This is a genomic window from Streptomyces sp. NPDC050534, from assembly GCF_044457745.1.
Lineage (GTDB): Bacteria > Actinomycetota > Actinomycetes > Streptomycetales > Streptomycetaceae > Streptomyces.
In genome coordinates, this window is record NZ_JBITHF010000001.1 from 787,928 (window position 1) to 813,470 (window position 25,543).

Sequence of the window (25,543 nt, forward strand, 5' to 3'; positions counted from 1 at the left end):
GGGGGCGGGTCTCTCTCCCGCTCCCGCCCGCCCCCGGCTCTCGCGCGGCAGGATGATGAACGGCGCCGACCCCGCTCATTACCGGCGCCCACGGTCGCCGCGCCCGACCATACGACCGCCGCGGTCCCCGCGTCGCTCCCCGGCGCATGGCGGATCGTGGCATTCGCTCGGGGCGCCGCCGTTTGCACCGGACCGTCCGCGGCCCCGGCCCTCGCCCTGCGGGGCGGCGTACCGTGATCGCATGGAACAGCGCATCACATTGATCACGCTGGGAGTCTCCGACCTCGCGCGCTCCAGGAGCTTCTACGAGGCGCTGGGCTGGCGGGGGCAGGAGATCGAGGAGACCGTCTTCTTCCAGGCGGGCGGTCTGGGACTGGCCCTGTGGAGCCGGGACAAACTCGCCCGGGACTGCGGCCTGGAACCCGGGCCGGCGAGCGGCTTCGGCGGGATCGCCCTCGCGCACAACGTCCGCTCCGACGCAGAGGTCGACGCGCTGCTCGCGGCCGCGGAGCGGGCCGGCGGCACCATCACCAAGCCCGCGGCCGTCAACACCGTCGGCTTCTACTCCAGCGCCTTCACCGACCCGGACGGCCACGCCTGGGAGGTCGCCTGCAACCCCGGGTTCCCGCTCGCCGAGGACGGCTCGGTCACGATCCCCGACTTCGGTACCTGAGGGTTTCGATACCTGAGGGTGGTGAACCGCGTCGGCCAAGCTGACGGTGCGCGGCCGCTCCGGCGGGAGCCGCGGCCGTACCGAGGACTCACCGCGGAGGAGATGAGCGCCCGCCCATCACGGCGGCCTACCGCGAGAAGTACGGCAGCATGGCCCACGGTCTCCTCCGTGCTGACCGCGCCGCCCGACCCCACCGACCATCCGGTCTTCCGGCTGCGCGGCCACCCTGATCACCGCACCCGATCGCCGCACTTGATCGCCGCGACTGACCGCCGCACCTGATCGCCGTGCCCCGAAGCGGTCCACAATGGGCCGCATGGCATGGATCTCCGGCGTGGCCGGCGGGCTGCTCCTGGCGGTCCTGTTCGTCAACGTCCTGCGCACCCTGGTGGTGCCCCGAGGGCTCTACTCGGAGCTGGTGTTCCGGCTGTGGTGGCTGCTGCGCCGTATGCTGCGGCTCGCCGCGCCCCGCGGTGGCTACGAGGCCATCGACCGGGCGCAGACCTGGCTCGCCCCGCTGATCCTGATCGGCATGCTCGCGACCTGGCTGGGCGGCGCCATGGTGGGCTACGGCCTGCTGCTGCACGCGCTGTCCGGACTGAATTGGAGCAACTCCTTCCGCGAGGCGGGCTCCAGCCTGCTCACCCTCGGTTTCGCCAGCGGCGACCGGCTGCGCCTGTCCGCACTCGACTTCGTGGCGGCCGCCACCGGTCCGGTCCTGATCGCCCTGCAGATCGCTTACCTGCCCACCCTGTACGCCGCCTACAACCGGCGCGAACTCGAGGTGACCCTGCTCCAGTCACGGGCCGGCGAGCCAGCCTGGGGCCCGGAGATCCTGGCCCGGCAGTGGCTGGTCGACACCGAGACCGCGCTGCCCGAGCTGTACCGGGCCTGGGAACGGCTGGCCTCCGACATCGGTGAGAGCCACTCCACCTACCCCGTCCTGATCGCGTTCCGCTCGCCCCGCCCGTACCGCCACTGGCTGGTCGGGCTGGTCGCCGTCATGGACGCGGCGGCGATGCAGCTCGCCCTCGCCCCGCACAGCGCACCGCCGGAGGCGCGCCTCGTGCTGCGCGCCGGGTTCACCTCCCTGCGCGACATCGCGCGGGGCCTGCGTCTGCCCTACGACCCCGACCCGCCACCGGACTCCCGGATCCAGCTCGGCTACGTCGAGTTCGAGGCGGCGGCCGACATGCTGGAGGCGGCGGGCTTCGCCGCCGAGCGCACCACGTCCGAGGCATGGCCCCACTTCCACGGCTGGCGGGTCAACTACGAGGCGGTCGCCTACGAGTTGTGCCGTCGCTGCGACGCGGTGCCCGCGCTGTGGACCGGCCCGAGGGACTTCGCTTCGACGCCGGTTCCGCCGCGCAGGCCGGCCGACCGGAGGCCGGGCGAAGTGGGGCCGCCGACGGCGGGATAGGACGAGAGGACGGAGGGGTTCTCACACCGCCGTGAGTGGAGCCGGATGCGGGAAAGTCACGCCGGTCAGCTCCTCGGAGGCCGTCCACAGACGGCGGGCGGCGACGGGGTCGCTGGCCGCCTGCGAGCGGCCGACCAGGGTCGGGCCGCCGCGCATCTCGCCGGTGCCGTCCGGGCCGACGTAGCTCGCGCCGGGCAGGTCCTGGACGGCGGCGTACAGCGTCGGCAATGCGCCGGCCTTGTTGTCCTGCGCGACGAAGCGGTTGCCGACCTTCATGAGGGCGCGCCGCACCCAACTGCCGTCGTGGCTCTGGAGGTTGGTGGCCGCATAGCCCGGGTGCGCCGCCAGGGCGCGTACGGTCGAGCCCGACTCGGCGAGCCTGCGCTGGAGTTCGAGGGTGAAGAGCAGGTTGGCGAGCTTCGACTGGCTGTAGGCCTTCATGGGCGCGTACTCGCCGGAGAGGTCGAGGTTGTCGAAGTGGATGCGCGGGCTGCCCGGCATCTTGTGCGCGCCGGACGACACGGTCACCACCCGGTCGGTGATGTGGGGCAGCAGCAGGTTGGTCAGGGCGAAGTGCCCCAGGTGGTTGGTGCCGAACTGCATCTCGAAGCCGTCCTTGGTGGCGGACTCCGGGATGTTCATGACGCCGGCGTTGTTGACGAGCAGATCGAGGCCGCCGTGCCAGCCGGCGGCGAACTCGCGCACCGAGGCGAGGTCGGCGAGGTCGAGCCGGCGCACCTCCACGCTGCCGTGCACGCCCGCGGCGGCGGCCTCACCGCGCCGGGGGTCCCGCACGGCGAGCACCACGTGCGCCCCGGCACCGGCCAGCGCCTCGACGGTGGCGATGCCGAGTCCGCTGTTGGCGCCGGTCACGACGGCGGTGCGGCCGGTCTGGTCGGGGATGTCGCTGATGTTCCACTTGCTGTTCCGTGTAGTCATGCCAGCAAATGTAGGCGCCGCCTACAATGCTGTCAATGACAACAATGGTGACGGTGCCAACAATGTAGTCGTCACAAACATGACCGATACACTGATGCGCATGCACACCCGCACCCGCAGCTACCACCACGGAGACCTGCGCGCCGCCCTGCTGACCCGAGCCGAGGAGACGCTCCGCGAGAAGGGGCCGGCCGCCCTGTCACTGCGCGAACTCGCCCGCGACCTCGGCGTCAGCCATGCGGCGCCGAGTCGCCACTTCAAGGACAAGCAGGCGCTGCTGGACGCGCTGGCACTGAGTGGATTCGAGCGGCTGACGGCCGTTCTCGGGGCGTCGCAGGACGGCGTCCCGGAGAAGATCGCGGAGCAGGTCGACGCGGTGGTCCGCGCGTACGTGGGCTTCGCCCGGGACAACGCCGCGCTGCTCGACCTCATGTACTCCATCAAGCACGACCCGGCGGCGTCCGACGCGCTGCTGGAGGCCACGCAGCACTGGTCGGACCTGGTCCTGAAACTGGTCGCCGAGGGCCAGGCCAGGGGAGAGGTGCGGGAAGGGTCCCTGGAGCAGGTCGCCCTCCCCGTCTTCGCGACCCTGCACGGCTACGCCGACCTCGCGGTCTCCGGCATGCTGCCGCAGGAGATGGACGAACACGGGCTGGACGACGTGGTCGCGTTCATCCTGCGGGGCGTGCGGCCGTGACCGTGGCGCGTGAAGTCGGCCGGTGGGAAAAAGAGTTGGGCGGGACGGCGGCCGCCGGGTAGCGTGCGGTACGCCGTGACACCGACCGGGGAGGTGAGACCCATGAACGCTGCAGCTGTGTGGGTGCTCCCCCTGGGGATCACGGTCGGCGAATGACGTAGGAGTCGCCGGGAGCGCCACGACAGAAGGTCCTCCCGAAAGGCGACTACCCATGAATACTTTGCACTTCACCGCCGAGACATCCAAGAACGGCGTCCTCGAACGCGACTTCACCCTGGGTGAGGTCGCCGGCGTCCTCTGGTCGCCCGCAGCGGGCTCCGACCGCGCACCCCTGGTGCTGATGGGCCACGGCGGCGGCACCCACAAGAAGTGGCCCGCCATGGTGGGCCGCGCCGAACGCCTGGTCCATGACGGCGGGTTCCATGTCGCCGTCATCGACGCCCCCGGCCACGGAGGCCGGCCGCGCACGCCGTACGACGAGCAGGAGATCGCCGCGCTCTTCGAGGCGCGGGCGGCGGGCGAGCCGGAAGGCCCGATCGTCGTCCGCTACAACGCCCAGCTGGCCGAGCGCGCCGTACCCGAGTGGCTGGCGACCCTGGACGCCCTCCAGGAACTGCCGGAGATCGGCGCCGACGGGCCGGTCGGCTACTACGGCCTGAACATGGGCACCGCGATCGGGGTGCCGCTGGTGGCGGCCGAACCGAGGATCACCGCCGCGGTGCTCGGGCTCCACTGGCCCGACGCGCTGGCCGAGACGGCGAAGCGGATCACCATCCCGGTCGAGTTCGACCTGCAGTGGGACGACGAGCACATCCCGCGCGAATCCGGTCTCGCGCTGTTCGACGCCTTCGCCTCGACGGAGAAGTCGTTGCACGTCAACGCGGGCAGCCACAAGGAACTGCCCAGGTTCGAGGCCGACAGCGCGGTCAGGTTCTTCGCCCGGCACCTCCGCCGTACCGTGACGGCACCGGCGTGATGTGACAGGTGCCGGCGCCCGGTCCACAACCGGGCGCCGGCACCGCACAGTTCGTCAGGCCTCGGAGGAACCCTCGGCCCGTTCGCCCAGCAGCCGGGCCAGCACCTCGCGCTGCAACGGCTGCACCTCCGCGTGCAGGGCGCGCCCCTTGTCGGTCAGTGCGACCCACACCCCGCGCCGGTCCTCCACGCAGACCGAGCGCTCCACCAGGCCGTCCTTCTCCAGCCGGCCGATGAGCCGGGACAGCGCGCTCTGGCTGAGATGAACCCGCCCGACGAGGTTCTGCACCCGGCACTGCTCACCCTCACCGAGGGACTCGGACGCGAGGAGGTCGAGCACCTCGAAGTCGCTCGCGCCCAGGCCGCGCGGGTGCAGGACGCGATCGATCTCGCACATCGTGCGCGCGTGCACGGAGAGGATGTCCCGCCACTTCTCCTCGAGCCGCGCGTCGGCCGTCTTCACTGCCATAACCGCACGGTAACACCGAATCAGCCATTTGTTGATGGCGCAACCAATGCGGGTGCATACAGATTGGCCGGTGGTGTCAGGCGGCCGGGTCCTGGAGCAGTCCGACAAGGTTGCCGTCCGCGTCCTTGACGAAGGCGATCAGCCGGCCGCCGCCGACGTCCTGCACGTCCTGCATCAGCTCGGCGCCCGCGTCCACCAGCGCGGCCAGCCGCCCGCGGATGTCGGAGACGTGCCAGTACGGCACCGGGCCGGTCATGCCCTTCGCGTGCCCGTTGGGGTCGAGCCCGACGTCCTGCCCGGCGTCCTTGAAGCCGACGTAGTACGGCTCGTCGGCATACGGCTCCACCTCGAGCAGCGCGCCGAACAGCGCCTTCGCCTTGGCGAGGTCCTTGACGGGGTAGATGACGGTCTTGAGGCCGGCGGTCATGGCGTGCTCCTTCGGAGACGGGGAACCGACGGATTTCGTCGGTGCACTCACGCTAGGCCGGGGAAGCGGGGGACGGCTTCTCGGATCCTGACCGGTTGTGCGCGCTCACACCTCCGCGATCAGCAGGCGGTAGCCGACGTCGACGCTGTCGAGCCCGAGCAGGTCGGCGTGATCGGCGTGCCACCGGCCGCTCGCGAGGTCCGCCGCCAGCCGCGCCAGACCCGGGGCGACCGCCTCCTCGCCGGTCTGGGCGAACAGGGAGATGCCGGCCCGAACCCGCGGGTCGAGATAGGCGTGGGGGCGGCGCCAGAAGGCGGCGCCGAACCCGTCCGTGCAGTCGTGCGGGACGCACACGGGCTGCTGCCGCACCCCGCCGAGCAGTTCGGCCAGCCGGGCGATGGCGACGGCGCGTGCGTCGTCGAAGGCGGCCGCCTGCGGAAGGTACTCGCGCACCAGCCAGAACCGCTCCCGGAACACCGCCTGGTCCCAGGTCAGGACGACGACCCGGCGGCGGGCGACCCGGCGCAGCTCGGCGATCCCGGCCGCGAGGCCGGTCCAGTGGTGGACGGTCAGCAGCGCCAGGACCGCGTCGGCGGCGTCGTCGCGCAGCGGCAGCCTCTCGGCCACCGCGCACACCGCCGGCGCGGACCCCGGCGGCCGCTGGGCCAGCATGACCCGGCTCGGCTCGACGGCGAGCACCGTGTGCGGCGGCTCGTAGGAGCCCGTGCCCGCCCCTATGTTGATCACGTCCGCGGCGTCCCCGAGCGCGGCGTGGATCCGCGCGGCGATCCGCGGATCGGCCCGCCGGGTCAGACCGTACGTCGTGCCGAGCGAGTCGTAGAGGGCCATGCCGCTCAGTATCGAACCGAACGCCGGACACCCCCTAGGTCGAATCCCGCTTCACCCGGACCATCTCGGCGCTGATGCGGTCGTAGGGCTGGCGGATCGTGGTGAGGGCCGGGGTGGCTGGAGACCAGCAGGCCCTGTTCGGCTACGACGAAGGTCGCTCCCGGCGATGGCGTGGTTCAGCCACCGCTGAGCCACAAGGTGCGGGCGGTGGCAGCGGGCGGCCCCGCGTCGCAAGTGACGTACGTTCCCGGTCAAGGCGGTCGAACGCCCTGCGCGACGGCCCGGTGTGCGGGACAGTGTGTGGACGCGGAGTGCGGCGGTCCGGCCGGAAGAGGGGGACGAGACGGTGAGGTCTTCCCTCGGCAAGAGGTGTGCAGGCAGCGATATGCGTCCGGGCAGCGGGCGCAGACCCCTGTGACCGGTGACAGCGCTCCGCTAGGTACGCATGGCCGTCGGTCCCGGACCGCGGTCCGTCGGGCGCGGTCCCGTGTCACGGTCCGTCGGCGTGCGGCCGTCACCGCGGTCCGTCGGCTCGCGTGTCTCCCGCGCCGGCGGATCCCCGGGAGCGTCGACGTGCCCGAGCCACTCGCACACCAGCCGGCCCAGCAGCGCACCCCCGTAGACGACGAACCCGACGCCGACGAGCCAGGACTCCACCACCAGGACGGTGCCGACCGGTCCGTAGCTGATCGCGTTGGTGACCAGGAGCGGGGTGAACACCAGGTAGGAGAAGCCGCGCAGGCCGACCAGGCCGGCCATCGTCGCGAGCGCGCCGGGCAGCAGATACCGCCAGGGCACCTGGCGGCTGAGCAGGAAGTGCGGCCCCCACCAGAAGAACAGCACGCCGACGCCCATGCTGAGCAGGATGCGGGGCGCGCCTTCCAGTACGTGGCGGGTCTGCACCTGGGCGTACAGGTACACCATGAGCATGACCAGCCAGACCACCTGCCGCCAGATCCGGTGCCAGGGGACGGAGGCCGGCTTCCAGATCCGCTCGTAGCCGTTCTGCACGCTGGAGGCGAAGGAGATGCCGAACAGCGCGAGCAGGGCCATGCTCAGCGCGCTGGTGGTGCTGATGACCTTGCGGGTCGGGCCGAAGACGTGGGCGAGCGCGTCAGCGGACTTGCCGGACAGCGCCATGCCGTCCACCAGCCACAGTGCGAACCCGCCGTGCCCGAACGGATCCGCCGCCGCGACCACGATCAGCAGGGGTGCCAGCGTGACCAGGGAGAGCGTCGCGAACCCCATCGCCCGGTGCAGCAACTCCAGCTCGGCGCCGCGACGGTGCAGCTCGGCGAGCCCCAGCCGGTGCCACGCGGCCCACCGCGACATGAGGATCACCCCTTCCTCCGGCCCGGAGCCACCCGTGGTGGTGTGCTGAGTGGCCAGGAATGCCTTCAGGTAAACCTGAACGAGTGACGCGGCACCCGGCCGCAGTGCCCACACATGCCAGCATGAACCGTCCCGACCTCGACAAGGAGGTTTTCATGGACCGTCCCAGTGAACTCGTCCCACTTCGGTACGTGGCCATCGGCGGCCGCGGCCCCGAGGACGTCGTCGCGGACTCCCGCGGCCGTGTACTGACCGGCGTGGAGGACGGCCGCATCCTGCGCATCGACGGCCTGGCGGAGCCCGCAGCCGCCCGCGTCGAGGTGCTCGCCGAGACCGGCGGCCGCCCGCTCGGCCTCGAACTCCTCGCGGACGACGCCCTGTTGGTGTGCGACGCCGAACTCGGACTGATGCGCGTCGACCTGCGCGCGGGCATCGTCCGCATCCTCGCCGACTCGGTGGCGGGGGAGAGGCTGCGGTTCTGCAGCAACGTGGTCGCCCTGTCCGACGGGAGCTTCTGCTTCACCGTGTCCAGCCAGGTCTACTCCCTCGACCAGTGGATCGGCGACATCGTCGAACACACCGGAACCGGCCGCCTGCTGCGCCTGGCCCCCGGCAGCGAGACCCCGGAAGTCCTGCTGGAGGGGCTCCAGTTCGCCAACGGCCTCGCGCTGAGCGCCGACGAGTCCTTCCTGGTCGTCGCCGAGACGGGCGCCTGCCGGCTCACCCGCTACTGGCTCACCGGTCCGAAGACCGGGCAGAGCGAGCCCTTCGCCGAGGATCTCCCCGGCATGCCGGACAACATCTGGCGCGGTGCCCCGGACGGCCCGATCTGGGTGTCCCTGGCAGGCCCCCGCGTCCCCCCGCTCGCCCTGCTGCACCGCGCCGCCCCCGCCGTCCGCCGTGCCGCGGCCCGTGTCGCCGTCCGCGCCCCCTATCGCCCCACCGGCATGGCCGGCGTCCTCGCGGTCGACGACCGGGGGGAAACCGTTCACCACCTTGCCCGCAGGCGCTCCGGCTACCGCATGGTGACCAGCGTCTGCGAGGCGGCCGGCCACCTGATCCTGGGCAGCGTGTGGGAGCGGGGCATCGCGGTGTGCGAGCCACCGGTCCCGAAGTGACCCGGCCGCGACCCGGGCGTTACCCTGATCCCCGGCCGTGAGCACCCCTCGCGGCGCGGCGGTGGGGCCCGCCGTACCCGAACCGCGGCAGTGGTGCCGCCAACGGTCCCTACTTGCTGAGCAACGGCGCCCGCATGTCCAGGGGCCCCGGCGAGTAGGAGAGGTACGACCATGACAGCCCCGGAGGCCGAGAGCATCCGCACCCGGACCCGCGCCCCGCGGCCGCCCGTCTGGCGGGGCCAGGGTGCCGTGGTCGCGGTGGTGGCGCTCGGCGGAGCCCTCGGCGCGACCGCCCGCTACGCCCTCACCCTGTGGTGGCCCACCGCGTCCGGCGGATTCCCCTGGGCGACCTTCTGGACCAACGTCGTCGGCTGCGCCGTGATCGGCGTGTTCATGGTGGTCATCACCGACGTATGGGCCGCGCACCGCCTGGTGCGGCCGTTCTTCGGCACCGGCGTGCTGGGCGGTTTCACCACCTTCTCCACCTACGCCGTCGACATCCAGCGGCTCGTCGACGGCGGCCACCCCGGCACCGGGCTGGCCTACCTCGCCGCGACCCTGCTCGCGGCCCTCACGGCGGTGTGGCTCGCGATGACCGCGGCCCGCCGCGTCCTGAAGTGGAGGCAGCCATGACGAGGCTGACCGGCAGCGCCCTGCGCGTGACCGTCTTCATCGGCGAGAACGACACCTGGCACCACAAGCCGCTCTACTCCGAGATCGTGCACCGCGCGCACGCAACCGGACTGGCCGGCGCCAGCGTCTTCCGCGGCATCGAGGGCTTCGGCGCCTCCTCGCTGATCCACACCTCGCGGCTGCTGTCCATGAGCGAGGACCTGCCGGTCGCGATCGTCATCGTCGACACCGAGGAGCGCGTCCGTGCCTTCCTCCCGCAGCTCGACGAGCTCGTCGGCTCGGGTCTCGTCATCCTCGACGACTGCGAGGTCATCAGGTACGTCGGCCGCGAAGCCGGCCCCGGCCGTGCGCACACGAAGGGTAAGAAGTCGTTGTGAACTGGCTGTTGGTCGTCGGGGGCGCCGTCGTCGGCGCGCCGCTGCGCTACCTCACCGACCGCGCGGTGCAGTCCCGGCACGACTCGGTCTTCCCCTGGGGCACCTTCGTGGTGAACGTCTGCGGCTGCCTGATCCTCGGCCTGCTCACCGGTGCGGTGTCGGCCGGGGCGGCCGGCCCGCATGTCCAGCTGCTGATCGGCACCGGCCTGTGCGGGGCCCTGTCGACGTACTCGACCTTCTCCTACGAGACCCTGCGGCTGACCGAGACAGGTGCGGGGCTCTACGCTGCCGCCAACGTCGCAGGGAGCGTGGTGGCGGGCCTCGGCGCGGCATTCGCCGGGGTATCGCTGGCCCAGGCCCTGTGGGGGTAGGTGGCCGGCCGTCCTCCCGCCCGTAGTAAGACTGTCCACAACACTGTCGAACACTGTCGACCCAACTCCTCAGAACTGGATCACATGAGCGTCATTAGCGTCGGTCAGGCCGTCGTCCTCGGAGCCGTCGAGGGGGTGACCGAGTTCCTGCCGGTCTCCTCGACCGGGCATCTGAAGATCACCGAGGGACTGATGAGCATCCCCGTGGACGACGACGCCGTCGTCGGGTTCTCCGCGGTCATCCAGGTCGGTGCGATCGCCGCCGTGCTCGTGTACTTCTTCAAGGACATCGTGCGGATCTGCGCCGCCTGGGGGCGTGGCATCGCCAACAAGGAGGAGCGCTACCACCACGACTACAAGTTCGCCTGGTGGGTCATCTACGCCACGATCCCGATCGTGATCGTGGGCCTGGCGGCCAAGCCGCTCATCGAGGGCCCGCTGGCCTCGCTGTGGGTGGTCGCGGCCTCGCTGATCGTCGGGTCGGGTGTGATGTGGGCGGCGGACCAGATGGGCCGGCACAAGCGCGGTGAGGACGACACCACCTTCAAGGACGCCATGCTGGTGGGCTCCTCGCAGATCCTCGCCCTGCTCTTCCCGGGCTTCTCGCGCTCCGGCGCGACGATGTCCACCGCGCTGATCCTGGACCTGGACCGGGTCGCCGCCACCCGCCTGTCGTTCTTCCTGGGCATCCCGGCCCTGACCGGCGCCGGCCTGTACGAGCTCAAGGACGCGCTGGGGACGGGGGTGGGCGCCGCGCCGCTCGTCGTCGGCACCGGCGTGTCCTTCGTGGTCGCCTACGCCTCCATCGCCTGGCTGCTGAAGTTCGTCGCCAAGCACTCCTTCAACGCCTTCGTGATCTACCGGCTCATCGTCGGCGTTCTGCTGCTGGGCCTGCTGAGCACGGGCGCGATCAGCAGCTGACGGCCGCCGCTCGCTCGCCTCGGGGCGTGAAGTCCGTTTCCGGACCTCACGCCCCTTTGAATTTCCCCATTCGGTTCGCTTGACAGGTGCCGCCCGTCACCCGCAGGATCACTTCCGTGAACCTGTCAGACAGCCAGACAGCCAGTCAGGGCCCGCGGCGCATCAGTGCGATGGAAGCGGTGCTCGCGTACCTGCGTGCCGCCATCGAGCGCGGCGAGTACGAGGTGGGCGACAAGCTGCCGTCCGAGGCGGAGCTCTGCCGCACCCTCGAGGTCAGCCGGCCCGTGCTGCGCGAGGCCCTCAGGGCCCTGCAGACGATGGGCCTGACCGTCTCCAAGACGGGCAAGGGCACCTTCGTCGTCGCCAACGCGGTGGAGGACCCCACCTTCGGCGACTACGCGGCCAGCGATCTGATGGAGGTGCGCCGGCACGTCGAGATCCCGGTGGCGGGCTACGCGGCCGTGCGCCGCACCCCCGAGGACCTCGACCACCTGGTGCACCTGCTGGAGCGCATGGAGCGGGAGACCGACACCACCTCGTGGGTCGCCCTCGACACGCTGTTCCACCTGGCGGTCGCCCAGGCCTCCCAGAACCCGGTCTTCCGCCGGGTCATCGAGGAGATCCGGGACGCACTGGCGCGTCAGTCGGCCTTCCTCAACGAGCTGGGCGGACGCCGCGAGCAGTCCAACCGCGAGCACCGGGCGATCATCGAGGCGCTGACGGACGGTTCCGAACTCGACGCCGTGGAGGCCATGGCCCACCACCTCGACCGCGTCGAGACCACCCTCACCGACATCGTGCGCCGCGGGCGCGCGGACAGCCCCACGGAAGGCGGACCCGAGGCGTGAGCGAGCAGCACCTCAAAGACGAGACGCGCACCCCCGCCACACACGTCGACGCAGGCGACGCCGGCTACAGCAAGTCCCTCAAGTCCCGGCACGTCAACATGATCGCCATCGGCGGCGCCATCGGCACCGGCCTGTTCCTCGGCGCCGGCGGACGCCTCGCCGACGCCGGGCCCTCCCTGTTCATCGCCTACGCGGTCTGCGGCCTCTTCGCGTTCCTGGTGGTGCGCGCCCTGGGCGAGCTGGTCCTCTACCGGCCCTCGTCCGGCGCCTTCGTCTCCTACGCCCGTGAGTTCCTGGGCGAGAAGGGCGCCTACACCGCGGGCTGGATGTACTTCCTCAACTGGGCCACCACCGGCATCGCCGACATCACCGCGGTCGCCACCTACACCCACTACTGGGGCATGTTCTCCGACATCCCTCAATGGTTGATCGCATTGATCGCCCTTGCCGTGGTCCTCACCGTCAACCTGATCTCGGTGAAGATCTTCGGCGAGATGGAGTTCTGGTTCGCCATCGTCAAGGTCAGCGCGCTGGTGATCTTCATGTGCATCGGCATCTTCCTGCTGGTCACGCAGCACCCCGTCGACGGCACCGACCCGGGCCCGGCCCTGATCACCGGCCACGGCGGCGTCTTCCCCAACGGCCTGCTGCCGATGCTCCTGATCATCCAGGGCGTCGTCTTCGCCTACGCCTCCGTCGAACTGGTCGGCGTCGCAGCCGGCGAGACCCAGAACCCCGAGAAGATCATGCCGAAGGCGATCAACTCGATCATGTGGCGCGTCGGCCTCTTCTACGTCGGCTCCGTCGTCCTGCTGTCGATGCTGCTGCCGTGGAACAAGTACAGCGCCGCCGAGAGCCCCTTCGTGACGGTGCTGTCCCATGTCGGCATCCCCGCGGCCGGCGGCGTGATGAACCTCGTCGTCCTCACGGCGGCCATGTCCTCGCTCAACTCCGGGTTGTACTCCACCGGCCGCATCCTGCGCTCCATGGCGATGTCGGGATCCGCCCCCAAGTTCACCTCGGTGATGAGCCGCAGCCAGGTCCCTTACGGCGGAATCCTGCTGACCAGCGGTATCTGTGTGCTGGGCGTCGGCCTCAACTTCGTCGTCCCCGCCGACGCGTTCGAGATCGTCCTCAACTTCGCTGCGATCGGCATCCTCTCCACCTGGGGCATGATCATGATCTGTCACCTCCTCTTCTGGCAGAAGACCCAGAAGGGCGAGCTGACCCGCCCGGGCTACCGGCTCCCGGGCTCCCCCTGGACCGAACTCGTGACGCTGGCCTTCCTCGCCTCCGTCCTGGTCCTCATGTACGCCGACGGAGGCGCAGGCCGCACCACCGTGCTGTGCCTGCCGCTGATCGTCGGAGCGCTGGTCGGCGGATGGTTCGCCATCCGCCGCCGCGCCGCACGCCCGTCCACCGAGAACCGACCCACGACCGGAGCGGGCGCGTAACCCTCGCGCCGCTCATCGACAAGAGGCAGTGATGTTCAGCAGCACCGTCGCGGACGCACCCCTGATCCGCGAGCCCCTCCACGCCCCCGTCGCCCACCTGATACGCGGCGGGGTCGTCGAGGGCCTCCACTACGGCTCCGTCGTCGTCCTCGACGCCGACGGCACGGTCCAGCTCCAGATCGGAGACATAGAGGCCGCGTTCTACCCCCGCTCGGCCCTCAAGCCCGTCCAGGCTGTCGCCATGGTGCGGGCGGGGCTCCCGCTCGACGGGGAGCTCCTCTCCCTCGCCGCGGCGAGCCACTCCGGCGAGGAACGCCACCTCGCCGGCGCCCGTCGCATCCTCGAGCTCGCCGGGCTCACCGAGGACCACCTGCGCAACGTGCCGGACATGCCGTTCGACCCGGCCGTCCGCGACACATGGGTGCGAGAGGGGCGTACGCCCTCCCGGCTCGCCCAGAACTGCTCCGGCAAGCACGCGGCGATGCTCTACACCTGCAAGCTCAACGGCTGGTCGCTCGACCGCTACCTCGATCCCCAGCACCCCCTCCAGCAGGCGATCGCCGAGATCGTCGAGGACCTCACCGGGCAGCGCATCGCGCGGGTGACCGTCGACGGGTGCGGGGCGCCGCTGTTCTCCGTGTCGCTGCACGGGCTCGCGCGTGCGGTTGCCCGCATCACGACGGCGGTGGCCGGAACGCCGGAGGCGCGCGTCGCCGACGCCATGCGCGACCACGCCGAGATGGCCTCCGGTGCCGGGCGGGACGTGGCCGAACTGATGCACGCCGTGCCGGGGTTGCTCGCGAAGGACGGCTTCGAGGGCGTCCAGGTCGCCGCGCTGCCCGACGGGCGGGCTCTTGCCGTGAAGATCGCCGACGGGGCGAGCCGGGCGCGGATTCCCGTCGCTGCGGCGGCGCTCGCGCGCGTGGGCGTAGACCCTTCGGCGCTCGTGCCGTTCGCGGGGGAGCCCTTGCTCGGTGGTGGTGAGCCGGTCGGGTGCGTGCGTGCGGTGCGTGCCCTGGACCCGGTTCCCCTGTCCGCCTGCGCGTAGTTCCTCCGAGTTCCGACGGGAACTGCAGGCCGGCCTCGGTCTGCGGGCCGTTCGCGGCTGGTCGCGCAGTTCCCCGCGCCCCCAGGAAGGGGGCGCTCACCCTCAGCCCTTTTGAAAGAGGAACCGTTCCCTCATGACTACCGCCGCCCTTCGCAGCGAGCACGATCTCCTCGGTGACCGGGACGTTCCCGCCGGCGCGTACTGGGGCGTGCACACGCTGCGCGCCACGGAGAACTTTCCCATCACCGGCACGCCGATCTCCGCCTATCCGCATCTGATCGACGCCCTCGCCGCCGTCAAGGAGGCCGCCGCGCTCGCCAACGAGGAACTCGGGTTGCTGGAGCCGAGGAAGGCGGCCGCGATCGTCGAGGCGTGCCGGGAGGTCCGGGACGGCAAGCTGCACGACCAGTTCGTGGTCGACGTCGTCCAGGGCGGCGCCGGCACGTCGACCAACATGAACGCCAACGAGGTCGTCGCCAACCGGGCGCTGGAGCTGCTGGGGTTCGAGAAGGGGCAGTACCAGCACCTGCACCCCAATGAGGATGTCAACCTGTGCCAGTCCACCAACGACGTCTACCCGACCGCCGTCAAGGTGGCGACGGTGTTCGCGGTACGTGGACTGCTCAAGGCGATGTCCGTACTGCAGGACGCCTTCGCGGCCAAGGCCGTCGAGTTCCGCGATGTGCTCAAGATGGGCCGTACACAGTTGCAGGACGCGGTGCCCATGACGCTCGGTCAAGAGTTCTCCGCGTACGCCGTCATGATTGACGAGGACCGCAACCGTCTTGACGAGGCGGTCCAGTTGATCCATGAGATCAACCTCGGCGCCACGGCCATCGGCACCGGACTCAACGCACCCGCCGGCTACGCCGAGGCGGCCCGCCGCCACCTCGCCGACATCACCGGGCTGCCGCTGGTCACCGCGGCCAACCTGGTCGAGGCCACCCAGGACTGCGGCGCGTTCGTCCAGATGTCGGGCGTGCTGAAGCGGATCGCCGTCAAGCTCTCCAAGAGCTGCAACGACCTGCGCCTGCTGTCGTCCGGGCCGCGTGCGGGGCTCGGCGAGATCAACCTGCCCCCGGTGCAGGCCGGTTCGAGCATCATGCCCGGCAAGGTGAACCCGGTGATCCCCGAGGTCGTCAACCAGGTCGCCTTCGAGGTGATCGGCAACGACGTCACCATCACGATGGCGGCGGAGGCCGGGCAGCTCCAGCTGAACGCCTTCGAGCCGATCATCCTGCACTCGCTGTCGGAGTCCATCACCCACCTGCGCGCCGCCTGCCTCACCCTCGCCGAGCGCTGCGTGTCCGGCATCACCGCCAACACCGAGGCGCTGCGCGCGAGCGTGGAGAACTCCATCGGTCTGGTCACGGCCCTCAACCCGTACATCGGGTACACGGCCGCGACCGACATCGCCAAGGAGGCCCTCGTCACCGGCCGGGGCGTGGCCGAACTCGTCCTGGAGAAGGGCCTGTTGCCCGCCGAGAAGCTCGCCGGCCTGCTGCGGCCCGAGATCGTCGCGGGCAGCGGATCGCCCCTCGCCTGACCCCGCGGCCCGTCTGGCCCGGCCCCCCGCCGAACCGCGAGGACGCGCCGGGACCGGAGCGGCGGCACAATGGTGATCATGACAGCGACGTCGCCCCACACCTTCGAGCCGGTCCTGGCGCGTATCGCCGAGGAGATCGGGCGGACGCCCGGCCGCGGGCGGCCCGCCGACTACATCCCGGCACTCGCGGCCCGCGACCCGCGCAGCTTCGGCATGGCCGTCGCGGAGCCGGACGGCACGGTGTACGGCGTCGGGGACTGGCACGAGCCGTTCTCGACGCAGTCCATCACCAAGGTCTTCACTCTCGCCCTCGACCTGGCCCGCGAGGGCGACCAGCTCTGGGAGCACGTGGGCCGCGAGCCCTCGGGCAACCCGTTCAACTCCCTGATCCAGCTGGAGTACGAGAACGGCATCCCGCGCAACCCGTTCATCAACGCGGGCGCCCTCGTCGTCACCGACCGCCTGCAGACCCGTACCGGAGACGCGGCGGGTGAACTGCTGGGCTTCCTGCGTGCCGAGAGCGGCAACCCGGACCTGGACTTCGACAAGGACGTCGCCGCCTCCGAGACCGCGCACGGCGACCGCAACGCCGCCCTGGCCCACTTCATGGCGTCCTACGGCAACATCGACAACCCCGTGCCGGTGCTGCTGGACCAGTACTTCCGCCAGTGCTCCCTCACGGCGTCCTGCGCCGACCTCGCCCTGGCCACCGGCTTCCTGGCCCGCCACGGCATACGCGCCGACGGCACCCGGCTGCTCACCCAGAGCCAGGCCAAGCAGGTCAACGCGGTGATGCTGACCTGCGGGACGTACGACGCGGCCGGCGACTTCGCCTACCGTGTCGGGTTGCCCGGCAAGAGCGGTGTCGGCGGCGGCATCATCGCGGTCGTACCCGGACGCTGCACGCTGTGCGTATGGGGCCCGGGCCTGGACGAGCGCGGCAACTCGGTCGCAGGGGTCGCGGCCCTGGACCGCTTCACGACCCTGACCGGTCTGTCCGTGTTCTGACCCGGCTGGCACGGGAGTTCAGCCCAGGAACTCCGTCAGCAGCGGCAGCAGCACCGAGGTGCGCCGCATCAGCGCCACATGCGTGGTGGCCGGCACGACCGCCAGCCGCGCGTCGGGGATCAGCTCCTGCATCTGTGCCGCGTGCTCGACCCGCACGAAGTCGGTGTCGCCGACGATGAGGAGCGTGGGCGCGGTCAGCCCCCGCAGGTCGTCGGCGGTCCACGCCAGCGGGGCATGGGCGGCGCCGCTGACCTTGCCGAGGAAGTCCTGGAAGTGCTCGGGATGCGGCGCGACGGCCGCGTAGGCGTCGGCCATCTCCTGGAAGTCCGCCTCGCTGGGCAGCCGCGCGGAGCTGTAGTCCGGGGTGCGGACCTCGTCGTGGTAGCCGTCCTGCCGGTAGTGCGTGGCGGCGAGCACCAGCCGGCCGACGCGCTCGGGATGCCGTACCGCGATCTCCAGCGCGGTCAGTCCGCCGAGGCTGAAACCGACGAAGTCGGCCTGCTGGATGCCGAGTTCGTCGAGGAGCGCGACGATGTCGGAGGCGAAGGCCGCCACCGACATCTCGCGCTCGGTATCGGCGGTGTGGCCGTGTCCCTGCAGTTCGGGCGCCACGACGCGGCGGCCCTCGGCGAGCGTGGGCAGCACCGCCGCGAAGGAGAGACCGACGGTGTGGGCCCCACCGTGCAGCAGTACCAGGGGCCGCTGTCCGGTGTCGTCGATGCCGTGCGTCTCGTAGTACATCTCCAGGCCGTTGACCTTGGCGTAGGCGGAGCTGTTCGGCATGGTCGTCACGTCCGTTCCGTGGTGGTCGGGCTGCGGGAGGGGAAGCGGGGGCGGTGCACAGGGGAGACCGGTCGGTCACCGGGAAATCATCGCTGCGGGGCGGGATCACACGCCGGTCACACGCAGGCCCCCGCCCGGCAGGCGGCGCGTCGATTCCCGGCCATCCGGCGTTGACACGCTTTCCCAGTGTTGGCCATGGATTTAGCCGTCGATCTCCGCCGCTGCCAGGTGCTCGGCCTGGCCGGCACCGCCTTCCTCGCACTGGGCGGTGAGACGGCCGGCGCCCTGCCCGTACGGGATCTCTCCGCTCCGGCCGACGTCCACGCCGCGCTGGGCCTGGTCGGCGCGTACTTCGGCGTGGTGCTGCTGATAGCGGCCTGGGTGCTGCTCGGGCGGCTGGTGCGCGGCACCGAGCCGCCCACCCCGCGCGACCTGCTGCTCGTGCTCGCCGTCTGGGCGGCCCCGCTGCTGCTCGCCCCGCCGCTGTTCAGCCGCGACGTCTACAGCTACCTCGCCCAGGGCGCCATGGTCGACGCCCACATGGACGTCTACGCCCATGGGCCCGCCCTGCTCGGCGGCCCGCTCGCCGACGAGGTGGCCCCGCTGTGGCAGCACACCGGCGCCCCGTACGGCCCGGTGTTCCTCGCCGTCGCCTCGGGACTGTCCGGCCTGACCCGCGGCGAGATCCCGGCCGGCCTCTTCGGGATGCGGGTGGTCGCCCTGCTCGGCGTGGCGCTGATGGCCGCCGCGCTGCCGCGCCTGGCCCGGCACAGCGGCGCCGATCCGGCCGCCGCGCTCTGGCTCGGCGCCCTCAACCCGCTGGTCCTCCTCCACCTGGTCGCGGGCGCCCACAACGACGCCATCATGCTCGGCCTGCTCGGCGTCGGCCTGGTCGCCGCCCTCGGCCGGTGGCCCGTCCTGGGCGCCGTACTCGTCACGCTCGCCGCGTTGGTGAAGGCGCCCGCCGTGCTGGGGCTCGCCGCGGTCGTCGTCCTCCAGGTGCGGGCCGGGCGCCGCCCGGTGAAGGCGGTCTCCACGACCGTCCTCGCGGCCGCGGCCACCACGGTCGCCGCGACCGCCGTCGCCGGCACGGGATACGGCTGGATCGGCGCGCTCGACACCCCCGTCTCCCCGCACAACTGGGCACTCTCCAGCCTCCTCGGCCGCGCCACCGGCGCCGTGCTGGCGCGCTTCGGCAGCGACCTGGCACCCCTGGCCCTCCCGGCCTGGCACCTGTTCGGCCTCGCGATCACCGCGATCGTCGTGGCGGCCATATGGTGGCGGCTGCGCCCCAGGCCGGTCTACGCGCTCGGGCTCAGCCTCGCCGCGGTGGCCGCGTTCGGCCCGGCGATCCGCCCCTGGTACGCCCTGTGGGGCCTGTTCCTCATCGCCGCCGCGGCACCCACCACGTCGGTACGGCAGCGGGTGGCGGCCGTGACGGGTGTGCTCGCGCTCGCCACCCTGCCCAGCGGAGGCCAGGTCGACAGCGGGCAGTTGATGCTGGCGGTCTCAGGCGGCGCGCTCGCCGTCGTCGTCCTGTGGCAGGCCCATCAGGCGGCGCAGGCACCCGCTCTGGAAAGGACGGCATGAACCCGCCCCGCACCGACCGCGGCCGACTGCTCCTGATCCTCGCCCTCGCCGCAGCCGTCACCGCCTTCACCGCGACGGTCCCGCTGCTGCGCGACTGGTTCGACCTGCGCGTCTACTACGGTGCGGTCAACACCTGGATCCACCACGGCGGACGGCTCTACGACTACCGGGTGCCGGGGACGGCGTACGGCTTCACCTACCCGCCGTTCGCGGCGGTCGGCATGCTGCCGATGGCCCTCGTCGGCCTGCGTACGGCGATCGTGGGATCCGTGCTGCTCAACCTCGCGGCCCTGGCGCTGATCCTGCACATCCTGACCGACGGGGCATGGCGCCGCTACGGCTGGTTCGGCTGCGCCCTGGGCGCCTGCCTGCTCGCCCTGTTCGAGCCGCTCCGTGACACCTTCAGCTTCGGGCAGGTCAACCTCCTGCTGCTGGCGCTGGTGCTCACCGACGCGTGGCTGCTGTCCACCGGACGCGAACGCCGGGCGGGCGTGGGCATCGGCCTGGCGGCCGCGATCAAGCTCACGCCCGCGGTCTTCATCGGCCTGCTGCTGCTCGCCCGCCGCTGGCGGGCCGCCGCCGTCGCGAGCGCGGTCACCGCCGCGGCGACCGCCTTCGCCGCCCTGGTGGCCCCGGACGCCTCCCGCTTCTACTGGACCGAGGCCCTGTGGGACACGAGCCGGGTGGGCCGCCTCGACTACGTCTCCAACCAGTCGCTCCAGGGCATTCTGGCCCGACTCGGGGACACCCACCGCACGGCCTGGGCCGCGGCGGTCCTGGTCGTCCTCGGCGTCTGGGTGTGGCGCACCCGCCGCGCCCTCGCCGCGGGCGACTGGCCGGCCGCGTTCGCCCTGACCGGCGTGACGGCCTGTCTCGTCAGCCCCATCACCTGGGTGCACCACCTGGTGTGGCTGCTGCCGGCCTTCGCCGTACTGGTGCGTACAGGGCACGCGCGCGTGGCGGGCGCCCTGTACGCCGTGCTGTGCACCAGCGTGGTGTGGCTGTGGTTCCACGACGCGTCCGGCGTCGACGGCTTCCTCGGCAGCAACACCTACACCTGGATCACGCTCGGCCTGCTGCTGTGGCTGCCGGCCGGTCAACTCCGCGCCGACAACCTGCCCTTGCGGCGCAGCAGCAGCGCGACGGCCCCCGCGCCGAGCAGGGCGGCACCCGAGATGATGCCCGCCGCCGGCCACCCGGGTCCGCCGTCCGGGGCGACGGCCACGGGCGTGGGGCGCGGTGCCGCCACGGGTGCGGCGTGCGGTCCCGGGCGCGGCCTGAACCGCAGCGCGTCCAGCGAGCCCACCGGTTCGACCCGTCCGGCGGCCTCGAACCCCCAGTCGAGCAGCCGGCGGGCCTCCTCGTAGACGGTGAACCCGCCGCCCTCCTGCGGGTTCATGACGGTGACCACGAGCGTGCGCCCGTCCCGGTGGGCCGCGGCGACGAGTGTGTTGCCGGCGTTGCTGGTGTAGCCGTTCTTGACGCCGATCAGCCCCGGGTACGGCTGCACGCCGTCCGCGCCGGTCAGCAGCCGGTTGGTGTTCCGGATGCCGTACGACCATCCGCCTCCGCCCGGGAACATCGCCTCGGCCGTGCCGCAGTACCGTGCGAAGTCCGCGTTGCGCAGCCCCTCCCGGCCGAACACAGCCAGGTCGTACGCCGAGGAGACCTGGCCCGGCATGTCGTACCCGTCGGGTGAGCGCACGTGCGTGTCGAGGGCGCCCAGGGTCTGGGCCTTGGCCTGCATCTGGTCGGCCGTCCGGTGCCAGCCGCCGTTCATCGAGGCCAGCACGTCCACGGCGTCGTTGCCGGAGTGGAGGAAGACCCCGCGCCACAGGTCGGAGACCCGGTAGGTGTGCCCCTCGGCGACCCCCACCATGCTGCTGCCCGGTCCGATGTCCGACATCTCCTCCTGACTGACGGTGTGCTGGAGGTCTCCCGGCAGCGTCGGCAGCACGGTCAGTGCGAAGAGGGTCTTCAGCGTGCTGGCGGGCGGGAGCCGGCGGTGCGCGTCGTGGGCGGCCAGCACCTCCCCGGTGCGGGCGTCGGCCACCAGCCAGGACAGCGCGGAGACGTCCGGCAGCCCCGGCGCCGCGCGATGCGGCCGGACCTGGGTGCCCTCGCGATACAGGTACGACGACTGCGGCACGGCCGCGCGCGGCGGTGCGGGCGGCACGGGCTCCGTCCCGGCCGCGGCCGCGACGGGCGTGAACGACATGACCGCCGCGGCGCAGAACGCGCAGGTGGTGACGGCCGCGCGGGATGGGAGATCGCTGATCATATGATCAACGTAGGAATTGACCGGGCCTACGGGACGGTGACCGGGCCGGGGGCGGTGCGGTAGTACCCGGATGCCGCAGTGCGGAGTGCGTGGCGTCCGGTGCCGGGGCCGGGCAGGGGCGTGTGCGACCGCCTCGGCGCCGGGGAGGCGCGCCGCACCGCGCGGTCGTAGCGTGGCGCCTACAAGCCGGCCGCACGGAGGGAGCGAGCCATGCCGTCCCTGGTTTCGGTGAACGTCGGAATGCCCAAGGATGTGCCGTGGCAGGGCCGGACGGTCCACACCGGCGTCTGGAAGCACCCGGTGTCCGGGCCGGCGATGGTGCGCCGGCTCAACATCGACGGCGACGGGCAGGGCGACACCCAGGGCCACGGCGGCGAGCAGCGGGCCGTGCTCGTCTACCAGCTCGGCTCCTACCGGTACTGGGAGCGGCACTTCGGCCGGGACGACTTCGAGTTCGGCCAGTTCGGGGAGAACCTCACCGTCGACGGACTGCCCGACGACGAGGTCTGCATCGGCGACCGGTACCGCATCGGCGAGGCCGAGTTCGAGGTCACCCAGCCGAGGGTCACCTGCTACCGCGTGGGCCTGCGCCTCGGCGAGCCGGAGCTGCCCGCCCTGCTGGTCGGCCACCACCGGCCCGGCTTCTACATGCGGGTGCTGCGCGAGGGGCACATCGAGGCGGGCGACGAGATCGTCAAGACCGGTACCGGTCCCGGCGCGCTCACCGTCGCCGACACGGACGCGCTGCTCTACCTGCCCGGCCGGGACCCGGCCAAGCTGCGCCTCGCCCTGAACATCCCCGCGCTGAGCCCCGGTTGGCAGGGCTCGTTCCGCGATCTGGCCGCCGCCGACGAGGGTTCCGGCCACGCCGAACGCCCGGCCTGGGACGGTTTCCGGGCACTGCGTGTGGCCGACGTGATCGCCGAGAACACCAGGGTCACCTCGATCCGCCTGGCCGCGCCCGACGGAAGCCGGCTCCCGGCCGCCCGGGCGGGCCAGTACCTGACGCTGCGACTCCCCGTATCCGACGGCTCCGCCCCGGTGCGCAGCTACTCGCTGTCCTCCGCGCCCGACAGCGGCAGCTACCGCATCAGCGTCAAGCACGAACCGCACGGCGTCGCGAGCGGCTACATCAACGCGAGGCTGCGAGCGGGCACGGTGCTCGAAGTGGCGGCGCCCCGCGGTGACTTCGTCCTCACCGACGGCGCGGGTCCCGTCCTCCTCGTCTCGGCCGGCATCGGTCTCACGCCCGTGCTGTCGATGCTGTACGAACTCACGGCGGACCGAAGCCACCGCGAGGTGTGGTGGGTCCACGGGGCACGCGGGCCGAGGGAGCACCCGCTGGCCGCCGAGGCGCACACCCTCCTCGACGCGCTGCCGCACTCCCGCGAGCACGTCTTCTACAGCTCGGCCACCCCGGAGGAACTGCGTCGCGCGCACGCCACCGCCGGGCACGTGACCAAGGAGGCGTTGATCGCGCTGGACGTACCGGCCGACGCGACCGCCTACATCTGCGGCCCGGAGCCGTTCATGGCGGACATGACGGCCGCCCTCACCGCGGTCGGCATCGACCCCGCCCGTATCCACACCGAACTCTTCGGAGCCCTGCCCGCCATCAACCCCGGCCTCACCGGGCGAGCCGCCGGGCCGCCGCACCAGCCGCCCGGGCCGCCCGGAACCGGCCCCACGGTGACCTTCGCCCGCAGCGGCATCTCCACACCCTTTCCCGACCGCACCGCCAGCGTGCTCGAACTCGCCGACGCCTGCGACGTACCAGCCCGCTGGAGCTGCCGTACCGGCGTCTGCCACACCTGCGTGACTCCGCTGCTGACAGGCCGCGTCAGCTACGAACCGGCTCCGCTGGAACCGCCGCCCGACGGCGAGGTGCTCATCTGCTGCGCCCGGCCCGAGGGCGACGTCGTCCTCGACATGTGAGGTCGACGGGTGTGTGCTTCGGCGGCGTCCAGGCCGCGGTCCACGCCGTGCGGGACGACCTTCTGGCCCGGCTCGAGGCGGAGGCGCCTGCCGTCGAGGAGGACCTCGACCCGGTCCGGCTCGAAGGAGACCAGGCCGGTGACGCGGTCGACCTCCCGGTAGGCGTCGCGGTACGTCCAGGCGGCCCGGTGCGCGTCTCCGACGTCGTAGTAGTCGCACAGGCCCTTGTAGGGGCAGAAGGTCTGCCCCTCGACCGGTGTCAGCGCGGTTTCGTCGATGTCGGCACGCGGGATGTACCAGCGCGGCGCGAAGCCGGACTCGTAGAGCACGACCGGGTGTTCGGAGCGGGCGATCACCGTGCCGCCGAGGCGGACTTCGAGGGTGCGGGACGTGGTGCGGATGTCGATGCGGTGGTACTGGTCGGCGGCGTGGCCCAGGATCCGCTCGTCCTCCTCGTAGAAGGCGTCCATCGCGCGCCACGCGAAGGCGATGCGGCCCTGGAGTCCGGTGGCGTGGCCGGGCAGGCCGGTGAACTCCCAGGCGGCGCGTTCGGTGGTGCGGTCGCCGGCGCGCACCGCGAACCAGGTGGTGTCGCCGAGGTCCTTGTGCCGGGTGACCCTGCCGCTCGGGACGAGGGCCTGCGCGTCGACGTCTTCGCGGGGGAAGTAGGCGACGGGATAGCGGCCCGGTTCGTGCAGCAGGACGACGTCCTCGCTGTCGGCGATCCAGATGCCGTCGAACCTCACCCGCATACGGCGGCGCAGGCGCTCGGCGAACAGGAGGCGCTCGGGGAGGGGTTCGGGGGTGAGGAAGTGGCCGATCGCGCCGGACGCGAGAGGCCCTTGCTGCCAGGACAGACCCATGGCGGGTTCCTTTCGGGGGCGGGACGCGCGTCAGGCGAGGACGCGGGCCAGGAAGTCGCGGATGTGGCCGGTGATGGGCCCGAGGTGGCTCTCCAGGGCGAAGTGGCCCGAGTCGAGCAGGTGGATCTCGGCGTCGGGCAGGTCCTGGCGGAACGCCTCCGCGCCCGCGGGGCCGAAGATCTCGTCGCCGGCTCCCCAGACCGCCAGCAGCGGGACCTGGGAGTCGCGGAAGTAGCGGTGGACCTGCGGGTAGAGGTCCACGTTGGTGGGATAGTCCCGGAACAGCTTGAGCTGGATCTCGTCGTTGCCGGGGCGGTCCAGCAGCGCCTGGTCGTGGATCCAGTTGTCGGGGCTGACCAGGCTGGGGTCCGCGACGCCGTTCAGGTACTGCCAGCGGGTGCTCTCCAGGGTCAGGGCGCCGCGCATGGGGGCTTCGGTGTCCGGCCCGGGGTGGGTGGTGTAGGCGAAGACCGCGTCCCAGAAGGGCTTGACGAAGCCCTCCTCGTAGCCGTTTCCGTTCTGCGTGATGATCGCGGTGATGCGGTCCGGGGCCTGGAGGGCGAGACGCCAGCCGATGGGCGCGCCGTAGTCCTGCACGTACATCGCGAAGCGCTCGACGCCGAGTTGCTTGAGCAGACCCGCGGTGACCTCGGTGAGCGCGTCGAAGGTGTACGGGAACTCCTGAAGTGTGGGCATCGCGGACTGGCCGAACCCGATGTGGTCGGGGGCGATCACGTGGTAGCGGTCGGCGAGCGCCGGGACCAGGTGGCGGAACATGTGCGAGCTGGTCGGGAAGCCGTGCAGCAGCACGACTGCGGGGGCCTGGGGGTCGCCGGCCTCCCGGTAGAAGACCTCGAGACCGTTGACGGTGGCGGTGCGGTGGTGGACTGCGGTGACCATATCCTCTAACCCTTCAATACTGCGTGAGTGGTTACAGGACCAGTCGAGCATGCCGGACCTAACCTGTCAATACACTTTCAACGGTT

Annotated in this window: 25 protein-coding genes and 1 pseudogene; 17 read left to right on the forward strand and 9 right to left on the reverse strand. The window is 71.6% G+C overall.

Going from position 1 to position 25,543, the window contains the following annotated elements:
- The first annotated feature begins 241 nt into the window (after positions 1 to 241).
- Together ACIBN2_RS03550 and ACIBN2_RS03555 are read left to right on the forward strand one after the other, a co-directional pair.
- Positions 242 to 673, forward strand: coding sequence for a VOC family protein (locus tag ACIBN2_RS03550; protein WP_399132440.1), 432 nt, complete (start codon positions 242 to 244; stop codon positions 671 to 673).
- A 316-nt stretch (positions 674 to 989) separates the two neighbouring features.
- Positions 990 to 2,093, forward strand: coding sequence for a hypothetical protein (locus tag ACIBN2_RS03555; RefSeq protein WP_399132441.1), 1,104 nt, complete (start codon positions 990 to 992; stop codon positions 2,091 to 2,093).
- Positions 2,094 to 2,114: 21 nt separating this feature from the next.
- On the opposite strand, the gene ACIBN2_RS03560 is transcribed toward ACIBN2_RS03555, so the two are convergent.
- The gene (locus ACIBN2_RS03560) at positions 2,115 to 3,032 is read right to left on the reverse strand and encodes an oxidoreductase (protein ID WP_399132442.1); all 918 of its coding nucleotides are present in this window, start codon (positions 3,030 to 3,032) and stop codon (positions 2,115 to 2,117) included.
- 100 nt (positions 3,033 to 3,132) lie between these two features.
- On the opposite strand from ACIBN2_RS03560, the gene ACIBN2_RS03565 reads away from it, so the two are divergent.
- Both ACIBN2_RS03565 and ACIBN2_RS03570 read left to right on the forward strand, forming a co-directional pair.
- Entirely contained in the window at positions 3,133 to 3,729 is a 597-nt protein-coding gene (locus ACIBN2_RS03565) for a TetR/AcrR family transcriptional regulator (protein ID WP_399132443.1), read from the forward strand.
- Between the two features lie 211 nt (positions 3,730 to 3,940).
- The gene (locus ACIBN2_RS03570; protein WP_399132444.1) at positions 3,941 to 4,705 is read left to right on the forward strand and encodes an alpha/beta hydrolase family protein; all 765 of its coding nucleotides are present in this window, start codon (positions 3,941 to 3,943) and stop codon (positions 4,703 to 4,705) included.
- Positions 4,706 to 4,759: 54 nt separating this feature from the next.
- Here the strand turns inward: ACIBN2_RS03570 and ACIBN2_RS03575 are convergent, their stop codons facing one another.
- The 4 genes from ACIBN2_RS03575 to ACIBN2_RS03590 form a co-directional block, all read right to left on the reverse strand.
- A complete protein-coding gene (locus ACIBN2_RS03575; RefSeq protein ID WP_399132445.1) occupies positions 4,760 to 5,173 on the reverse strand; it encodes a MarR family winged helix-turn-helix transcriptional regulator in 414 nt (137 codons plus the stop codon).
- A gap of 76 nt (positions 5,174 to 5,249) precedes the next feature.
- Positions 5,250 to 5,600, reverse strand: coding sequence for a VOC family protein (locus tag ACIBN2_RS03580; protein WP_399132446.1), 351 nt, complete (start codon positions 5,598 to 5,600; stop codon positions 5,250 to 5,252).
- Between the two features lie 105 nt (positions 5,601 to 5,705).
- On the reverse strand, positions 5,706 to 6,449 hold the full coding sequence (locus ACIBN2_RS03585; protein ID WP_399132447.1) for a class I SAM-dependent methyltransferase: 744 nt from the start codon (positions 6,447 to 6,449) through the stop codon (positions 5,706 to 5,708).
- Between the two features lie 435 nt (positions 6,450 to 6,884).
- Positions 6,885 to 7,781, reverse strand: a complete 897-nt coding sequence (locus ACIBN2_RS03590; protein ID WP_399132448.1) for a ribonuclease BN — start codon at positions 7,779 to 7,781, stop codon at positions 6,885 to 6,887.
- Positions 7,782 to 7,936: 155 nt separating this feature from the next.
- Here ACIBN2_RS03590 and ACIBN2_RS03595 point away from each other — a divergent pair, with 155 nt between their 5' ends.
- From ACIBN2_RS03595 to ACIBN2_RS03640, 10 genes are all read left to right on the forward strand, one after another.
- Positions 7,937 to 8,899, forward strand: a complete 963-nt coding sequence (locus tag ACIBN2_RS03595) for an SMP-30/gluconolactonase/LRE family protein (protein WP_399132449.1) — start codon at positions 7,937 to 7,939, stop codon at positions 8,897 to 8,899.
- Positions 8,900 to 9,070: 171 nt separating this feature from the next.
- Positions 9,071 to 9,532, forward strand: a complete 462-nt coding sequence (crcB, locus tag ACIBN2_RS03600; RefSeq protein ID WP_399132450.1) for a fluoride efflux transporter CrcB — start codon at positions 9,071 to 9,073, stop codon at positions 9,530 to 9,532.
- Complete coding sequence (locus ACIBN2_RS03605) at positions 9,529 to 9,909, forward strand: DUF190 domain-containing protein (RefSeq protein ID WP_399132451.1); 381 nt, start codon at positions 9,529 to 9,531, stop codon at positions 9,907 to 9,909. Before crcB (ACIBN2_RS03600) ends, ACIBN2_RS03605 begins: the two co-directional genes overlap by 4 nt.
- On the forward strand, positions 9,906 to 10,280 hold the full coding sequence (gene crcB / locus ACIBN2_RS03610) for a fluoride efflux transporter CrcB (RefSeq protein WP_399132452.1): 375 nt from the start codon (positions 9,906 to 9,908) through the stop codon (positions 10,278 to 10,280). The genes ACIBN2_RS03605 and crcB (ACIBN2_RS03610) overlap by 4 nt, the downstream gene beginning before the upstream one ends.
- 84 nt (positions 10,281 to 10,364) lie before the next feature.
- Positions 10,365 to 11,201, forward strand: a complete 837-nt coding sequence (locus ACIBN2_RS03615) for an undecaprenyl-diphosphate phosphatase (RefSeq protein ID WP_399132453.1) — start codon at positions 10,365 to 10,367, stop codon at positions 11,199 to 11,201.
- A gap of 170 nt (positions 11,202 to 11,371) precedes the next feature.
- The gene (locus ACIBN2_RS03620) at positions 11,372 to 12,049 is read left to right on the forward strand and encodes a FadR/GntR family transcriptional regulator (protein ID WP_399132877.1); all 678 of its coding nucleotides are present in this window, start codon (positions 11,372 to 11,374) and stop codon (positions 12,047 to 12,049) included.
- Positions 12,046 to 13,503: an amino acid permease gene (locus ACIBN2_RS03625; protein WP_399132454.1), complete on the forward strand. Its 1,458-nt coding sequence runs from the start codon at positions 12,046 to 12,048 to the stop codon at positions 13,501 to 13,503. The genes ACIBN2_RS03620 and ACIBN2_RS03625 overlap by 4 nt, the downstream gene beginning before the upstream one ends.
- A gap of 31 nt (positions 13,504 to 13,534) precedes the next feature.
- Positions 13,535 to 14,551 (forward strand): asparaginase, encoded by a 1,017-nt coding sequence (locus tag ACIBN2_RS03630; protein WP_399132455.1) that lies wholly within the window; start codon positions 13,535 to 13,537, stop codon positions 14,549 to 14,551.
- Between the two features lie 133 nt (positions 14,552 to 14,684).
- A complete protein-coding gene (gene aspA, locus ACIBN2_RS03635) occupies positions 14,685 to 16,097 on the forward strand; it encodes an aspartate ammonia-lyase (RefSeq protein ID WP_399132456.1) in 1,413 nt (470 codons plus the stop codon).
- A gap of 69 nt (positions 16,098 to 16,166) precedes the next feature.
- Positions 16,167 to 17,105 carry a glutaminase gene (locus ACIBN2_RS03640; RefSeq protein ID WP_399132457.1) on the forward strand — a complete coding sequence of 313 codons (939 nt, stop codon included), beginning with the start codon at positions 16,167 to 16,169 and terminating at the stop codon, positions 17,103 to 17,105.
- 18 nt (positions 17,106 to 17,123) lie between these two features.
- Here ACIBN2_RS03640 and ACIBN2_RS03645 read toward each other — a convergent pair whose 3' ends face one another.
- On the reverse strand, positions 17,124 to 17,888 hold the full coding sequence (locus tag ACIBN2_RS03645) for an alpha/beta fold hydrolase (RefSeq protein ID WP_399132878.1): 765 nt from the start codon (positions 17,886 to 17,888) through the stop codon (positions 17,124 to 17,126).
- 195 nt (positions 17,889 to 18,083) lie between these two features.
- On the opposite strand from ACIBN2_RS03645, the gene mptB reads away from it, so the two are divergent.
- Together mptB and ACIBN2_RS03655 are read left to right on the forward strand one after the other, a co-directional pair.
- The gene (mptB, locus tag ACIBN2_RS03650; RefSeq protein ID WP_399132458.1) at positions 18,084 to 19,478 is read left to right on the forward strand and encodes a polyprenol phosphomannose-dependent alpha 1,6 mannosyltransferase MptB; all 1,395 of its coding nucleotides are present in this window, start codon (positions 18,084 to 18,086) and stop codon (positions 19,476 to 19,478) included.
- Entirely contained in the window at positions 19,475 to 20,845 is a 1,371-nt protein-coding gene (locus ACIBN2_RS03655) for a glycosyltransferase 87 family protein (RefSeq protein WP_399132459.1), read from the forward strand. The genes mptB and ACIBN2_RS03655 overlap by 4 nt, the downstream gene beginning before the upstream one ends.
- Positions 20,846 to 20,928: 83 nt before the next feature.
- Here ACIBN2_RS03655 and ACIBN2_RS03660 read toward each other — a convergent pair.
- Positions 20,929 to 21,759, reverse strand: a pseudogene (locus tag ACIBN2_RS03660) (D-alanyl-D-alanine carboxypeptidase family protein); the annotation flags it as partial.
- Positions 21,760 to 21,969: 210 nt separating this feature from the next.
- Here ACIBN2_RS03660 and ACIBN2_RS03665 point away from each other — a divergent pair.
- Entirely contained in the window at positions 21,970 to 23,694 is a 1,725-nt protein-coding gene (locus tag ACIBN2_RS03665) for an MOSC domain-containing protein (protein ID WP_399132460.1), read from the forward strand.
- Here ACIBN2_RS03665 and ACIBN2_RS03670 read toward each other — a convergent pair.
- Positions 23,604 to 24,557: a DUF427 domain-containing protein gene (locus ACIBN2_RS03670; RefSeq protein WP_399132461.1), complete on the reverse strand. Its 954-nt coding sequence runs from the start codon at positions 24,555 to 24,557 to the stop codon at positions 23,604 to 23,606. The two genes, ACIBN2_RS03665 and ACIBN2_RS03670, sit on opposite strands and share 91 nt — an antisense overlap.
- A gap of 30 nt (positions 24,558 to 24,587) precedes the next feature.
- Positions 24,588 to 25,457 (reverse strand): alpha/beta fold hydrolase, encoded by an 870-nt coding sequence (locus ACIBN2_RS03675; RefSeq protein ID WP_399132462.1) that lies wholly within the window; start codon positions 25,455 to 25,457, stop codon positions 24,588 to 24,590.
- Between the last annotated feature and the right edge of the window lie 86 nt (positions 25,458 to 25,543).